14 protein-coding genes and 1 pseudogene are annotated in these 14,376 nt (G+C 62.9%); 7 read left to right on the top strand and 8 right to left on the bottom strand.

What is annotated here, in order from left to right; genetic code table 11:
* The first annotated feature begins 61 nt into the window (after positions 1-61).
* The 5 genes from AC3WVQ_RS33200 (at position 62) to AC3WVQ_RS33180 (ending at position 5,199) form a co-directional block, all read left to right on the top strand.
* On the top strand, positions 62-1,051 hold the full coding sequence (locus tag AC3WVQ_RS33200; protein WP_492383481.1) for an ABC transporter substrate-binding protein: 990 nt from the start codon (positions 62-64) through the stop codon (positions 1,049-1,051).
* 66 nt (positions 1,052-1,117) lie between these two features.
* Positions 1,118-1,897 (top strand): ABC transporter ATP-binding protein, encoded by a 780-nt coding sequence (locus AC3WVQ_RS33195; protein ID WP_034796269.1) that lies wholly within the window; start codon positions 1,118-1,120, stop codon positions 1,895-1,897.
* 5 nt (positions 1,898-1,902) lie between these two features.
* A complete protein-coding gene (locus AC3WVQ_RS33190; protein WP_034796270.1) occupies positions 1,903-2,826 on the top strand; it encodes an ABC transporter permease in 924 nt (307 codons plus the stop codon).
* Between the two features lie 15 nt (positions 2,827-2,841).
* Positions 2,842-4,089, top strand: coding sequence for a kynureninase (gene kynU / locus AC3WVQ_RS33185; RefSeq protein ID WP_192444941.1), 1,248 nt, complete (start codon positions 2,842-2,844; stop codon positions 4,087-4,089).
* 141 nt (positions 4,090-4,230) lie between these two features.
* Positions 4,231-5,199, top strand: coding sequence for a threonine ammonia-lyase (locus AC3WVQ_RS33180; RefSeq protein WP_034796273.1), 969 nt, complete (start codon positions 4,231-4,233; stop codon positions 5,197-5,199).
* A gap of 8 nt (positions 5,200-5,207) precedes the next feature.
* On the opposite strand, the gene AC3WVQ_RS33175 is transcribed toward AC3WVQ_RS33180, so the two are convergent.
* The 7 genes from AC3WVQ_RS33175 to AC3WVQ_RS33145 all read right to left on the bottom strand — a co-directional run bounded on the left by AC3WVQ_RS33175 (position 5,208) and on the right by AC3WVQ_RS33145 (position 12,269).
* Entirely contained in the window at positions 5,208-5,894 is a 687-nt protein-coding gene (locus tag AC3WVQ_RS33175; RefSeq protein WP_060580770.1) for an ABC transporter ATP-binding protein, read from the bottom strand.
* A complete protein-coding gene (locus AC3WVQ_RS33170; RefSeq protein ID WP_034796279.1) occupies positions 5,891-6,640 on the bottom strand; it encodes an ABC transporter ATP-binding protein in 750 nt (249 codons plus the stop codon). The genes AC3WVQ_RS33175 and AC3WVQ_RS33170 overlap by 4 nt, the downstream gene beginning before the upstream one ends.
* Positions 6,633-7,604: a branched-chain amino acid ABC transporter permease gene (locus AC3WVQ_RS33165; RefSeq protein WP_034796282.1), complete on the bottom strand. Its 972-nt coding sequence runs from the start codon at positions 7,602-7,604 to the stop codon at positions 6,633-6,635. The genes AC3WVQ_RS33170 and AC3WVQ_RS33165 overlap by 8 nt, the downstream gene beginning before the upstream one ends.
* Positions 7,605-7,611: 7 nt before the next feature.
* Complete coding sequence (locus AC3WVQ_RS33160; RefSeq protein ID WP_034796285.1) at positions 7,612-8,532, bottom strand: branched-chain amino acid ABC transporter permease; 921 nt, start codon at positions 8,530-8,532, stop codon at positions 7,612-7,614.
* 94 nt (positions 8,533-8,626) lie between these two features.
* The gene (locus AC3WVQ_RS33155; RefSeq protein ID WP_060518003.1) at positions 8,627-9,766 is read right to left on the bottom strand and encodes an ABC transporter substrate-binding protein; all 1,140 of its coding nucleotides are present in this window, start codon (positions 9,764-9,766) and stop codon (positions 8,627-8,629) included.
* A 42-nt stretch (positions 9,767-9,808) separates the two neighbouring features.
* The gene (gene kynA / locus AC3WVQ_RS33150) at positions 9,809-10,645 is read right to left on the bottom strand and encodes a tryptophan 2,3-dioxygenase (protein WP_060518000.1); all 837 of its coding nucleotides are present in this window, start codon (positions 10,643-10,645) and stop codon (positions 9,809-9,811) included.
* A gap of 4 nt (positions 10,646-10,649) precedes the next feature.
* Complete coding sequence (locus AC3WVQ_RS33145) at positions 10,650-12,269, bottom strand: benzoate-CoA ligase family protein (RefSeq protein ID WP_034796293.1); 1,620 nt, start codon at positions 12,267-12,269, stop codon at positions 10,650-10,652.
* A 329-nt stretch (positions 12,270-12,598) separates the two neighbouring features.
* On the opposite strand from AC3WVQ_RS33145, the gene AC3WVQ_RS33140 reads away from it, so the two are divergent.
* Positions 12,599-13,432 (top strand): hormone-sensitive lipase, encoded by an 834-nt coding sequence (locus tag AC3WVQ_RS33140; RefSeq protein WP_060530164.1) that lies wholly within the window; start codon positions 12,599-12,601, stop codon positions 13,430-13,432.
* Between the two features lie 159 nt (positions 13,433-13,591).
* Positions 13,592-14,044: a DUF2721 domain-containing protein gene (locus AC3WVQ_RS33135; RefSeq protein ID WP_034796355.1), complete on the top strand. Its 453-nt coding sequence runs from the start codon at positions 13,592-13,594 to the stop codon at positions 14,042-14,044.
* A gap of 56 nt (positions 14,045-14,100) precedes the next feature.
* Here AC3WVQ_RS33135 and AC3WVQ_RS33130 read toward each other — a convergent pair.
* Positions 14,101-14,334: pseudogene (locus AC3WVQ_RS33130) on the bottom strand (aldehyde dehydrogenase family protein); the annotation flags it as partial.
* Positions 14,335-14,376 lie beyond the last annotated feature (42 nt).

Below are 14,376 nucleotides of genomic sequence, written 5' to 3'. Positions count from 1 at the left end.
CCATGATCCGCGCAAGCCGCCGAGGAGGGCGGTAACGCTCGTCAAATTCTGGGAGGGATGTATGAGCAGGCTTAAGAGCACGTGGCTTTCGGGATTGGTTGTCGCCGGTGCAATGGCATGGGGACTGGGAGCAGCGGCCGCTGATCCGATCCGCATCGGCATCGCCAATTTTGGCGAGCATCCGCAATTGAACGCATCGATCGCCGGCTTCAAGAAGGCGCTGGCCGAAAACGGCTTCGTCGAAGGCAAGGACGTCGTCTACACCGAGAGCCACACCAATTTCGACGCCTCGCTGGTGCCGCAGATGATCGCCAAGCTGCAGGCCGAACAGCCGAAACTGGTCTACACGATCACCACGCCCGTCTCGCAGATCGCCAAGAAGGCGCTCGCCGGCTCCGGCATTCCGGTCGTCTTCTCCGCCGTTACCGATCCGGTGGCCGCCAAGCTCGTTCCGTCTTGGGAGGCCGGTGACGACGGCATGACCGGTGCGACCGACCTTCAGGACGTGGCCGCCGTCATGGCCTTCACCCACAAGCTGCTGCCGAACGCGAAGCGCTTTGGCGTGCCCTATAATCCGGGTGAGGCGAACGACCAGGCCCTGCTCGACAAGATCAAGGAATCAGCGCCTGACGCAGGCTTCGAGGTCGTGGAGGTCGGCGTCGACAATGTCAACGACATCCAGCAGCGCATCGCCTCCTTCGCCGGCAAGGCCGACGTGATCTATACGCCCGCATCGAACCTGCTGCAGCCGGCGATCGGTGCTGTGTCGGCAGCCGCGCGCCAGGCGCAGATCCCGATCGTAAACTCCGACGACGGTGCAGTGCGTGACGGCGTCGTACCGGCAAGCTTTGCGGTCAACTATGAGCAGGTCGGCGTCAATGCCGGCAAGATCGCTGCTCAGATCCTCAAAGGTGCAGACCCGAAGACGATCGCGCCGTCGCGCCCGGCCTATGAGGATCACGCGCCGCTGATCTCGAAGAAGGCTGCCGCTGCCTTCGGCATCGAAGTGCCGGCAGCGCTCGCGACCGAATGCAACTGCGTGGTCGATTGATCTCCGTCTTGTCTCTTCAGTGACGGCGCCCCGAGCGCCGTCATCTCATAAGTTAAGGGGGAGCCAATGCTGGAAATCAGATCGGCCCGCAAAGTTTTCTACAAGGGGCAGGCGGACGAAAAAGTCGCGCTCGACGGCCTCAATCTCAGCCTTGCCACGGGCGAATTTGGCGTCGTCATCGGTTCCAACGGCGCCGGCAAGAGCAGCATGCTCAACGCCATTTCGGGTGCATTGGTGCTCGATAGCGGCCAGATCGTCATCAATGGCGACGACGTGACCGCAACGCCCGTACACAAGCGCGCGATGCGGCTTGCCCGCGTGTTCCAGGACCCGATGCGCGGCACCGCTGCCTCTATGACGGTGGCCGAAAACATGCTGCTTGCCGAATTGCGCAGCAACAAACGCACCCTGCGGCGCGGCCTGAACGCGACGCGGCTCGCCACCTACAGGGAACGCCTGTCGCTGCTCGGGCTCGGCCTTGAAAACCGCCTCGACACACGGGTGGAGCTGCTTTCCGGCGGCCAGCGGCAATCGCTGTCCTTGATCATGGCGGTCGGCGGCGAGCCGGAACTGCTGCTGCTCGACGAACACACCGCAGCGCTTGATCCGCGCACCGCCGATATCGTCATGCAGGCGACGATCCGCGCGGTCGAAGCCCTGAAGCTGACAACGCTGATGGTGACGCACAACATGCAGCACGCGGTGGATTTCGGTCACAAGGTCATCATGCTCGACGCCGGGCGCGTCCGTCTCGAAATCGACGGCAAGGAAAAGGCGCAGACGACCGTGCCGGATCTGATCGGCCACTTCTCCGTCAAAACCGACCGCATGTTCCTGGCGAGCTGACGATCATGGATATTCTTCAAAATACCTTCGCGAGCTTCGTCTCGCTCGTTCCCGTCACGCTCGCGCAGAGCCTGATCCTCGCCTTCGTCGTGCTCGGGATCATGATCCCGTTCCGCATGTTGAGCTTCCCGGATCTGACCAGCGAGGGTGCGTTTCCGCTCGGCGGCTGCGTCTGCGGCGTGCTGATGGCGGCGGGCATGTCGCCGCTCGCCGCGATCGCCATCGCACTTCTCGCCGGATTCGTTGCCGGCTGCTGCACGGCCTTCATCCATCTGCGGTTCCGGATCCACACGCTGCTCGCCGGCATCCTCATGATGACGATGCTTTATTCGATCAACCTCAGGATCATGGGGCGCTCGAACCTCTCGGTCTTCGGTGCGCCAACGGTGTTCGACTGGGCGCCGGGGCTGCAGCCGGGCTTCCCCGCAAGCAAGATCGTCGTCGCGGGCCTGATCGCACTCATCGTCTTCGTCCTGCTCTACCACTTCTTCCGCACGGAAAAAGGCACGGCCGTTCGCGCCGTCGGCGCCAATCCCGATATGGCTGAAGCTCAAGGGATCAATGTCTGGATGGCGACGATCGGTGGCGTCGGGCTTGCGGGTGCGTTTTCGGCGGCAGGCGGCGCGCTGATGGTGCAGTCACAGGGCTTTGCTGACGTCAACATGGGCCTCGGCATCCTGATCAACGGCCTTGCGGCGCTGATGATCGGCGAGGCGATCGTTGGCAAGCAGAGCGTGGCGCGCCAGCTCGCTGCGCCGTTCGTAGGTGCGATCGTCTACTACCAGCTCGTCTCCTTCTGCCTGGCCGCCGGCATGCCACCGCCGGACCTGAAACTTGCGACCGGCCTCTTCGTTCTGGCCATGCTGGCTCTTCCGAGCCTCAAGCGAAGCCGCGGCCCTGCGCCCGCCCGCGAAACCGTTCGCGAATAAATGAGGACCACCTTCATGAATGCAGTTCCTGATCTTGCCGCGATAAAGGCCATGGATGTGGCCGATGTGCTCCGCCCGATGCGCGAGCGTTTCATCCTGCCGCCGGGTCTCATCTATCTCGACGGCAACTCGCTCGGCGTTGCCTCGACCGCCGCCTTCGACGAGCTTCGCAAGGCCGCCACCGAGGAATGGGGGCAGGACCTCATCCGCAGCTGGAATACGGCCGGCTGGTTCGAGATGCCGCTGACGCTCGGCGACCGGGTCGGGCGGCTGATCGGGGCGGCCGCCGGCCAGACCGTCGTCTGCGACACCACGTCGATCAACATCTACAAGGCCCTCCATGCGGCCATGGCCTTGCGGCCCGATCGGTCGGTGATCGTCAGCGAAAGCGGCAGTTTTCCGACCGATCTCTACATGGCCGAAGGCGTGGTCTCGACGCGTCCGGGCGCCTCGCTCAGGCTCGAAGGGGTCGATGCGCCCGAGATCGAGGATCTGATCGATGGCAGCGTCGCCGTCGTTCTCGTCAACCACGTCAACTACAAGTCCGGCGAGCTGCGCGATATGGCGGCCCTGACCCGCAAGGCGCACGAACATGGCGCACTGGTCATCTGGGACCTCTGCCATACGGCCGGCGCGTTGCCAGTCGATCTTGACGGCGCCAATGTCGATTTCGCGGTCGGCTGCACCTACAAGTACCTGAACGGTGGCCCCGGAGCCCCCGCCTTCATCTATGCAGCCACCCGTCACCACGGCGATATCCGCCAGCCGCTCACCGGCTGGTGGGGACACGCCCGTCCCTTCGCCTTCGAGAAGCACTATGCTGCCGGCGAGGGCATCCGCCGTTTCCTCTGCGGAACACAGCCGATCCTGTCGCTGCGGGCGCTAAAGGGCGCGCTCGACGTCTGGGACGAGGTCGACATGAAAGCGCTGCGCGAAAAGAGCATCCAGCTCACGGATCTCTTCATCGCGCTCGTTGAGGCGAAATGCGGTGCCCACGGTCTGGCGCTCGAAAGCCCGCGCGACGGAACCAAGCGCGGAAGCCAGGTATCGTTCAAACACCCGCACGCTTACGAAATCATGCAGGCGCTGATTGCCCGTGGCGTTATCGGTGATTTCCGCGCGCCGACGACGATGCGCTTCGGCTTCACGCCGCTCTATGTGAGCTACGCCGACGTCTGGCAGGCCGTCGAAATCCTGGAGGACATCCTCAAGACCGGTGCATGGCAGGATGCGCGCTTCGCGGTCCGTGCGGCCGTAACCTGATTGATGGCACCGAAGAGCAGCGGGCGGTATTTCGCCCGTTGCCTCTTGTTCAGACACATACCGAGGCTGCCGCCCCGCAGCGGATTCGTTCAGAGCCATTGTGCCTGGAGGCGAGAGGACGGCTAACGGGGGACTTAAGCAATGATCGCGCCACACCGCCCGACCCCGGAGGAAATCGCCGATGCTCGTAAACGCATCGCGCCGCATTTCGCGCGCACACCGCTCGTCAGGCTCGATCTTGGGTTTCCGGACCGTCAGATATTCCTGAAACTGGAGACGCTGTCGCCAATTGGCGCGTTCAAGCTCCGTCCCGCCTTGAACGCTGTGTTGTCGCGCGATCCGGCCGAACTCGAAAGCGGCGTCGCAGTCACCAGTTCCGGCAATATGGCCTATGGCATGGCCTGGGCGGCACGCCTCATCGGTGTGCCGATGGTTGCCTACATGTATCGCGGCGCACCCCAGACCAAGATCGACGGTGTGCGTGCGCTCGGCGGAGAAGTACGGTTCGTCAGTGCCGAGACCTGGTGGGACTACATCACTGGCGCCGATCATCCGGATGCGCTGGAACTGCTGATCAATCCGGTGACCGATCAGGCGGTGCTGGCCGGGAACGGCTCCATCGGTGTGGAGATCATCGAGGATCTGCCCGATGTCGACGTCGTGCTTACCCCGTATGGCGGTGGCAGCATGACCACCGGGGTGGCCAGCGCTATCAAGGCCGCTTCCGACCGCTGCCGTGTCTTTGCGGTTGAAGATGACAGCGCCGCCCCTGTTTCGGCGGCCCTGGTCGCTGGCCAAATCGTGACGATCGAAACCCGCCCCTCCTTTATCAAGAGCATCGGCGCGCCGTCGCTGGTGCCTCAGATCTGGCCGGTGGTCGGTGACCTGATCGATGGGGCGATTGCGGTCAGCCCGGGGCAGGTGACCGAAGCGATGCGGATTCTCTTCAAGAAGGCGAAGATCGTTGCCGAAGGCGCGGGTGCTGCCTCGCTTGCCGCCGCAATCGCGCGACCGGATCTCAAGGGAAACATCGTCTGCGTGGTCTCGGGCGGAAACATCGACGCGGCTGCCTATTCCACAGTGCTCGGCGGTGGCATTCCCTCGGCCTGAGCGACCGATCAAACGCCGAGATAGCGATCCTGGAGTTCTGGCGTCAGCGCAAGCGGCGCTCCCTCGAACACGGTCGCGCCCTTTTCCAGGACGAAGCAGCGGTCGGCAACGGGCAGGAGTTCCGAAAGCGTCTTGTCGACGACGAGGATCGACTGCCCTGCCGCCTTCAGAGTGCGGATCGCCGACCAGATATCCTGGCGAATGACCGGCGCCAGCCCTTCCGTTGCCTCGTCGAGAATGAGCAGGCTGGGATTGGTCATCAAGGCCCGGCCGATCGCAAGCATCTGCTGCTCCCCGCCCGAAAGCGTGTTGGCATACTGATCGCGCCGCTCGCCGAGGCGAGGGAAGAGCGCGGTCACTTTCTCGAAGGTCCATTCGTTTCCGCGAGCCGTGGCGACGAGGTTCTCCATGACGGTGAGATTGGGAAAGCAGCGCCGTCCTTCAGGAACGAGACCGAGGCCGAGCCTTGCAATCCGGTGCGGGCGCAGGCCGGAGATGGTCTTGCCGGCAAAGGAGATGGCGCCTGAACGCGGGCGCACGAGCCCGAGGATCGAGTTGATCGTCGTCGTCTTGCCCATGCCGTTGCGGCCCATGAGCGCGACGACCTCGCCCTCGCGCACATCGAGGTTGACGCCAAAGAGCGCTTGGGATGCGCCGTAGAAGGTTTCGAGACGTTTGAGTTCGAGCAGGCTCACGCGGCTTCTCCCAGATAGGCCCGGCGCACATCCGGATCGCTGCGGATTTCATCGACTGTGCCTGACGCGATGATGCGGCCGTAGACCAGCACGGAGATGCGATCCGCCAGCGCAAAGACCGCATCCATGTCGTGCTCCACCAAGAGCATTGGCGCTTCGTGGCGCAGCCCATCAAGGAACGAAGTCAGCCGCTTGGAGCCCTCCGGTCCCATGCCGGCCATGGGCTCGTCGAACAGAAAGACTTTCGGCGACAGCGCCAGCGCGATGGCGATTTCGAGTTGCCGGCGTTCGCCGTGCGAGAGTTCGGCCGCCGGCACGTGGGCACGCGCAGCAAGATCGACGCGCTCCAGCATCGCCATCGCCGGTTCGGTCAGTTCCTTGTCGTTGCTGACCTGGCGAAAGAAGTGGAAGCTGCTGCCGTGGCGCGCCTGCACCGCCAGCATGACGTTGCGAAGAGCCGAGAATTCCTGCGCCAGCGAGGAGATCTGGAAGCTACGGGCAAGGCCGAGCCTTGCGCGGGCGGCCATATCGAGGCCGCCGATATCCTGGCCGAGAAATCGGATCGTGCCGCTGTCGGCCCTGAGCGATCCGGCAATCTGGTGGATCAGCGTGCTCTTGCCGGCGCCGTTCGGGCCGATCAGCGCATGGATCTGCCCCGGGTGAAGCTCGAGGCTGACGCCATCAGTCGCTTTAAGGGCGCCGAAGGATTTTCTGAGGTCGCGGATTTCGAGAACGGGCTCAGACATGGCGCGGCTTTCCGGAGAGGAGACCCAGCAGACCGCCGCGGGCAAACAGCACGATGCCGAGCAGGATGAGGCCGAGGAAGAACTGCCAGCGCTCGGTGATGCCGCCGAGCACATATTCGAAGAAGACGAAGATCATCGCGCCGGCAACCGGGCCGAACAGTCGGCCTTTGCCGCCGAGGATGATCAGCACGATCAGTTCACCCGACATGTGCCAGGAGAGCATAGAGGGACCGACGAAGCGATTGAGGTCGGCATAGAGCGCGCCGGCAAACCCGGTGATCATCGCCGAGACGGCGAAGGCGACGAGGCGGATGTTGAAAGGTGCGATGCCGACTGCGGCAAGGCGGGTACCGTTCTGTCTCGCCGCCTGCAGGGCGCTGCCGAAGCGTGAACCCTCGACCACGCGAAACAGAAGCAGCGCCGCCATCAGTGCCGCGTAGCAGATCAGGAAATAGGGCAGGGGCTTGGCCGTGTTGACGCCGGGAAAGGCGTTGCGCATCGACAGCGACAGGCCGTCCTCGCCGCCATAGGCCGGCCAGGAGATCGCGAAGTAGTAGATCATCTGCGCGAAGGCGAGCGTGATCATGATGAAATAGACGCCTGAGGTGCGCAGGCTGATCGCACCGATCGGCAACGCGATGAGCCCGGCGACCGCGACGGCGACGACCCAGATCAGCGGCATGGATGTCGTCGCCGGAATGCCGGCAAAGAGCGGTTCGGCATTGAAGGCGTGCGTGGCGAGGATGCCGGCGACATAACCGCCGAGGCCGAAAAAGGCCGCATGCCCGAAAGAGAGCAGCCCACCAAGCCCGAGCGCCATATTGAGGCCGACGGCGGCAAGCGCCAGCACGACGATGCGGGTTGCGAGCGTCACGTAGAAGGGTTCGCCCAAGCTTGCAGCCAGTATCGGCGCACCGAGAAGCAGCAGGGCGAGAAGCAGGTTGATTGTGGTTTCGCGGGTCATCTTGGCCTCATGACTGTGCCGAAAACAGGCCACTCGGCCTGAAGGCGAGGATAAGGGCCATGACGACGTAGATCAGCATCGAGGCGAGCGCCGCACCGATCGTGGTCGCCTGTGATGCGGGCATGGTGAGTGCCAGAAGCGATGGGAGCAGGAAACGGCCCATCGTGTCGACGACACCGACGATGACAGCGCCGACCAGTGCCCCCTTGATCGAGCCGATACCGCCAATGACGATGACGACGAAGGCGAGGATGAGGACCGGTTCGCCCATGCCGACCTGCACCGATTGCAATGCACCCACCAATGCGCCGGCAAGCCCGGCAAGCGCTGCACCGAGTGCGAAGACGACCGTATAGAGCGTGCCGATGTCGACACCGAGCGCTCCGATCATCTCTCGATCGGACTCGCCCGCCCGGATGCGCATGCCGAGCCGGGTTCTGGAGATCAACAGATAGAGGCCGATCGCAACGGCAATGCCGACGCCGATGATCGCCAGGCGGTAGAGCTGGTACTGGCCGCCGCCCGGCAGCGGTACGGCACCCTGGAGCAAGGGGGGAATGTCGAGATAGAGCGGGAAGGAGCCGAAGAGCCAGCGGGCGCCTTCCGACAGGATCAGGATCAGGGCGAAGGTCGCAAGGACCTGATCGAGATGATCGCGGTCGTAGAGCCTGCGGATGACGGCGACCTCGATGATCGCGCCGACACCAGCTGCAGCTGCAAGGCTGGCGATGAGGCCGATCCAGAAGGAGCCGGTGGCGGCTGCGACCGTGGCGCAGGCAAACGCGCCGATCATATACAGTGAGCCGTGCGCCAGGTTGATGAGGCCCATGACCCCGAAAATCAGGGTCAGGCCGGCGGCCATCAGAAACAGCATCACACCGAGCTGGAGCCCGTTGAGCAGTTGTTCGATCAGAAGTGCGGTGAACAAGAGACCGGTCCAAGCTTGATGTCAGGAGGACATGGATCATCGACCGGATGGCGGCATCAAGGCCGCGCACCCGGGCAACGACAGGTGCAGGGCACTACATGCTGCACTTCTCGGCGTAGGCGTCCTTGTGGTCTTCGAAGGCGGTGGCGATAATCTTGTTGGTGAGCACGCCGTCGGCTTCCTTCACCACCTCGCGGACGTAGATGTTCTGGATCGGGTGGTTGTTGTTGTTGAAGACGAATTTGCCGCGCACCGACTGGAAGTCTGCTGCCTTAAGTGCTGCGCGGAAGGCGTCCTTGTCTTTGACGCTTGCCTTGGACAGCGCGGCGAGGATCAGGTTTGCGGTATCCCAGCTCTGCGCCGCGTAGATCGAGGGCAGGCGCTTGTACTCGGCCTTGAAGGCTTCGACGAACTTCTTGTTGGCCTCGTTGTCGAGGTCCTTCGACCAGGTCGCCGAGTTCTTGACGCCAAGCGCCGCGTCGCCGATCGCCGGCAGGACGTCCTGGCTAAAGGAGAAGCCCGGGCCCATGACGGGGATGTTCACACCCGACTGGGCATATTGCTTCATGAAGGCGATGCCCATGCCGCCGGGCAGGAAGAAGTAGACGGTGTCGGCACCCGAGGCGCGGATCTGGGCGATTTCGGCAGCGTAGTCCGTCTGCCCGACCTGCGTGTAGATCTCGCCGGCAAGCGCGCCCTTGTAATAGCGCTTGAAGCCGGTCAGCGCGTCCTTGCCGGCCGGATAGTTGGGGGCGAGGATGAAGGCGTTCTTGTAATCCTTGTTGGCGTATTGGCCCATCGCCTCATGGAAATTGTCGTTCTGGTAGGCGACGTTGAAATAGTTCGCATTGCAGTTCGCACCGGCAAGTGCCGAGGGACCGGCGTTCGGCGACAGATAGATCACGTCCTGTGCCACCGTGTTCGGCACGACGGCCATCGCAAGGTTCGACCAGATGATGCCCGTCATCAGGTCGACCTTGTCGCCCTGGATCATCTTCTCGGCGATCTGCACCGCAAGTTCCGGCTTCTGGGCATCGTCCTCGATCACCAGTTCCACGTCCTTGTTGCCCGACTGCTTGATCGCCAGCGTGAAGGCGTCGCGCATATCGATGCCGAGGCCGGCGCCGCCGCCCGACAGCGTGGTGATGACGCCGATTTTCACCGGCTCGGCATGGGCAAGGCTTGACGTTGCAAGTGAAAGGCCAAGAAGGCCTGCTGCCAGAATGCGGTTCATGCTGTTCTCCTCTTTGTTGGTTCCCTTTTGGGTTGTGTTCTATCAGAGACCCGTGCGCACGTGCCAGAGCTCGGGGAAAAGTTCCACTTCGAGCATCTTTTTCAGATAGGACGCGCCGGATGTGCCCCCGGTTCCGCGTTTCATGCCGATGATGCGCTCGACGGTCGTGACGTGGTTGAAGCGCCAGCGACGGAAGTAGTCCTCGAAATCGACCAGTTTCTCGGCGAGCTCGTAGAGCATCCAATAGCGCTCGGGATCGCGGTAGACGATCTGCCAGGCGGCGAAGACCTTTTCGCTTTCCGTGCGCGTCTCGCGCCAATCGCTCTTGTCCGCTTCCGCGCCGACATCGAAACCGTTGCGCGAAAGAAGCCGGATCGCCTCGTCGTAGAGCGACGGCGCTGCCAGGATCGCTTCCAGCTTTTCCATGATGTCGGGGCGGTGCGCATGCGGCCCGAGCATCGCGACATTGCGGTTGCCGGCGAGGAACTCGATCGCCCGGTACTGCCAGGACTGGAAGCCGGAGGATTGGCCGAGCGATTCACGGAACGTGGTGTATTCGCTGGGGGTCATCGTTCGCAGCACATCCCAGGCGCTGTTCAGCTGCTCGAAGATGCGGGCGACGCGCGTCAGCATCTTGAATGCGGGCTCCAGCCGGTCGTCGCGGATCGAGCGGACCGCCGCGTTGATCTCGTGCAGCGCGAGCTTCATCCAGAGCTCGGACGTCTGATGCTGGATGATGAACAGCATCTCGTCATGGGCTTTGGAAAGCGGCTCCTGCGCATCCAGTACCTTTTCCAGCATCAGGTAGTCGCTATAGGACATGCGTCCCTCGAACGACATCTGGGCGCCTTCTTTCGAAGGGTCGTATGATTTGCTCATGTTTTCAGTTCTCCGACCGCAATCGGAACCGCTGGATCTTGCCCGTGGCTGTTTTCGGCAGGTTGTCCAGGAACTTTACCGATCGCGGATATTTGTAAGGCGCGATCGTCGCCTTCACATGATCCTGCAGACGCTTGATCGTTGCGTCGTCTGCCGACACGCCAGATATCAGAACGACATAGGCTTCGACAATCTGGCCGCGTTCCTGATCGGGCGCACCGACGACGGCGCATTCTGCGACCTCCGGGTGGGAAATCAGGGCGGCTTCGACCTCGGGGCCGGCGATGTTGTAGCCGGCGGTGATGATCATGTCGTCCGAACGGGCGGCGAAATGGAAGAAGCCGTCCTCGTCCTGATAGAAGGCGTCGCCGGTCAGGTTCCAGCCGTCGCGCACATAGTCGCGCTGTCGGCTGTCGGCCATGTAGCGGCAGCCGGTCGGGCCACGCACCGCAAGCCTGCCGATCGTGCCGCGGGGGACTTCCTGCATGTCGTCATTGACGATCCGCGCTTCGTAGCCGCCGACCGGCTTTCCGGTCGAGGCAGGCTTGCGGTCCTCGAAGCGGTTGGAAATGAAGATATGCAGCATCTCGGTCGCGCCGATCCCGTCGAGGATCGGCTTGCCGGTCTTGGCCGTCCACTCCTCGAAGACCGGACCGGGCAGGGTCTCGCCCGCCGAGATCGCGACGCGCAGTGATGAAAGATCGGCGCCGTTATCCATCGCCTTCATCATCGCCCGATAGGCGGTGGGCGCGGTAAACGAGATCGTCGCTTTGTACTTCTCGATGATCTCCACCATGTTGGCCGGCGTCGCATGCTCGAGCAGTGTCGCTGCGGCTCCAAAGCGCAAGGGGAAGATCGCAAGGCCGCCAAGGCCAAAGGTGAATGCGAGCGGCGGCGAGCCGACGAAGATATCGTCGGGCGTGACCCCGAGCACTTCGCGGGCATAGCCGTCGGCGATCGCCAGGAGATCGCGGTGAAAGTGCATGGTCGCCTTCGGAATCCCCGTCGTGCCAGAGGTGAAACCGAGCAACGCCACATCGTCGCGACCGGTATGCACCGCCTCGAAGACCACTGATTTGTCGAGCGCAATGCGGTCGAGTTCGGCGTCGTGGTTCGCGGTCCCGTCGAAACTCACGACCTGCTTCAGGAAGCGGCTGTCCTTGGCGCAGACGATCATTTCTTCCATCAGCCGCGTGTCGCAAAGTGCCAGGCTGACTTCGGCCTTGTCGACGATCTTGGCGAGTTCCCCGGCCCGGAGCATCGGCATGGTGTTGACGACGACGGCGCCGGCCTTGGTGGCCGCCAGCCAGCAGGCGACCATGGCCGGATTGTTGGCGGAGCGGATGAGCACGCGGTGCCCGGGCTTCACACCGTAATTTTCAACCAGCGCGTGGGCGAGACGGTTGGTCCAATCGGACAGTTCCTTGTAAGTCCGGCGGCGGCCATTGCCGATCAACGCGGTATGATCGCCGAAACCCTTGGCAACCATGGCGTCCGTCAATTCGACGGCGGCGTTGAGGTGATCCGGGTAGTCAAAACCTTCGAGAAGAAACTCCGGCCATTCTTCCTGTGGCGGAAGATGGTCGCGGGTGAACGTATCGACGTGCGAAGTCGGTCCAAGCATGTGGCGGCTGTTCCCTAATTTCGTTCGTGCCTGTTGCCCAGGCATTGTTCAAAGCCGGCTGAAAGTCTTGCGGTGGTTCAAAGCCCTGGTCTGCGGACAAGCGGCAAGCGTCGCGGCACTATTCAAAGTGACACGGGCCGTCGGCGACGCGACTCCAGTTATGGCGATAGGCACAGCGAGACCTCCACTTCTCGGCTGAACATGGGGCAGCATCGCACCAGTCCAAAATTATTTCAAGCCTAAAGTTTTTTTCGATTGCCGGCATTGCCTTTCCCGGTGGGGCAGGCGATTGCTATCTGTGAGGAGACATCAAAGGGAGGATGAAATCGATGCTGGAACACCGCATTTCCGACTGGGACGACGCCTATGCGAACGGCTCGAACATCGCGCGCGGCGATCGCTGGCCGGAAGCCTGGGTCAAACCGGCCGAGGCGTTCCGCAACGCCCTCTTGAGCGCCGGACGCGCCAAACTCGACCTTGCCTATGGCGATCGGCCGAGGAACCGTATGGATCTCTTTCTTCCCGACGGTTCGCCCAAGGGCCTGGTGGTCTTCGTCCACGGCGGGTACTGGCTACAGCTCGACAAGAGCTTCTGGTCGCACCTGGCGGCCGGAGCAGTGGAGCGCGGCTATGCCGTCGCGATGCCGTCCTACACGCTCTGCCCAAAGATTCGCATTGCCGGGATCGTCGAAGAGGTCGCCGCCGCTATAAGCGAGGCATCGAAACGCGTCGAGGGTCCCTTGATGCTGACCGGCCATTCGGCCGGCGGCCACCTCGTCAGCCGAATGATCACGACGACCGCGCCGCTTTCGCCTGATGTCCAGGGCCGGATCCGCAACGTCGTCTCGATCTCCGGCGTGCATGACCTGCGCCCGATCATGTCGACGGCCATGAACGAGAAGCTCGCGATCGACGAGGCCGAGGCACTTTCACAGAGCCCGGCACTGCTGCGGCCGATGCCAGACGCCCGCATCACCTGCTGGGTCGGAGGCGGCGAGCGTGCGGAGTTCCTGCGTCAGAACGCGCTTCTTGCCAATATCTGGACCGGATTGGGTGCAACGACGGCTGCTGTCGCGGAGCCGGACCGGCACCACTTCAACGTCGTCGACGGCCTTGCCGACGCCAAGCATCCCCTGGTGCGGACGTTACTGTTGGGCGTGTGAACGTCGGGCTGGGTCGCTCCCGTATTCCCTTGATAAGGGTATGAAGCGCTTCTATCTGCGCCATATCTCGGTGTTTGTATCGCTACTATATCCGTCAAAACTGACTAGAGTGCTCCTCCCGGTCTCGCCGGAAGCGAGCGACGCAAAATGAAGGCAAGCATGGAGACGCCGTCGACCGTCATCGATCTCGCTTCGATCGTCCAAACCTCGCTGGCGCCCGTCTTTCTTCTCGCCGGCACTGCCGGCTTTGTCAGTGTCTATGCCTCCCGGCTTGGCAGGGTGTCCGATCGCGTCAACGAGATCGGGGAGAAATACGAGCAGAACGACGCGCGGCGGATGCAGCTTGACTATCTGCGCCGGCGGACGCTGGCGCTCGAGATCGCCGTTGCGCTGGGGACTTTCGCGGCGATCTGCACGGGCTGCGCCATTCTCAATCTGCTCGCCGGCGCGCTTGCCTTCGGGTTTCGCGAGGAGAACCTTTTCTGGTTTTTCGGCGGCGCGATCGTCTCGCTCATCGGGTCGCTGTTGGCTTTCCTGTTCGAGATGCTGATCGCCGGGCGGAACATGCTGCGCCAGATGCGCATGGATCAGGCAGCGTCGGGCGGCGACTGATGCCGGTGCCGCCGTCAGCTTTCAGGCGAATTCAACCGTCGCCTGCGCCTCGTTGACTACGTACTCGATCTTGGCGACCGGCATCGGTCCCGGTTCTTCGCACACATTTTGGCGATCGGCTTGCCCATCTCCATCGTATCGAGCACCGCCAGGATGTCACGGCTCTCGGCGATCAATTCGGAAAAACGGATGAGGACGTCTGTCCGCCGCCGGAGCGGCATGCGCGAACAGACACCCTGTCGAAACCGCGTGGCCGCGATATCGCAGGCGACGTCGATGTCGGCGGCGTTGCCATGGCGCGATCGATCTTCAGGGGCGTCTGACGTGGCACT

This window comes from Ensifer sp. EB106-05-01-XG146, assembly GCF_058791875.1.
Note: the sequence above shows the minus strand (reverse complement) of the source record. Positions and strands in the feature narration are given on the sequence as shown.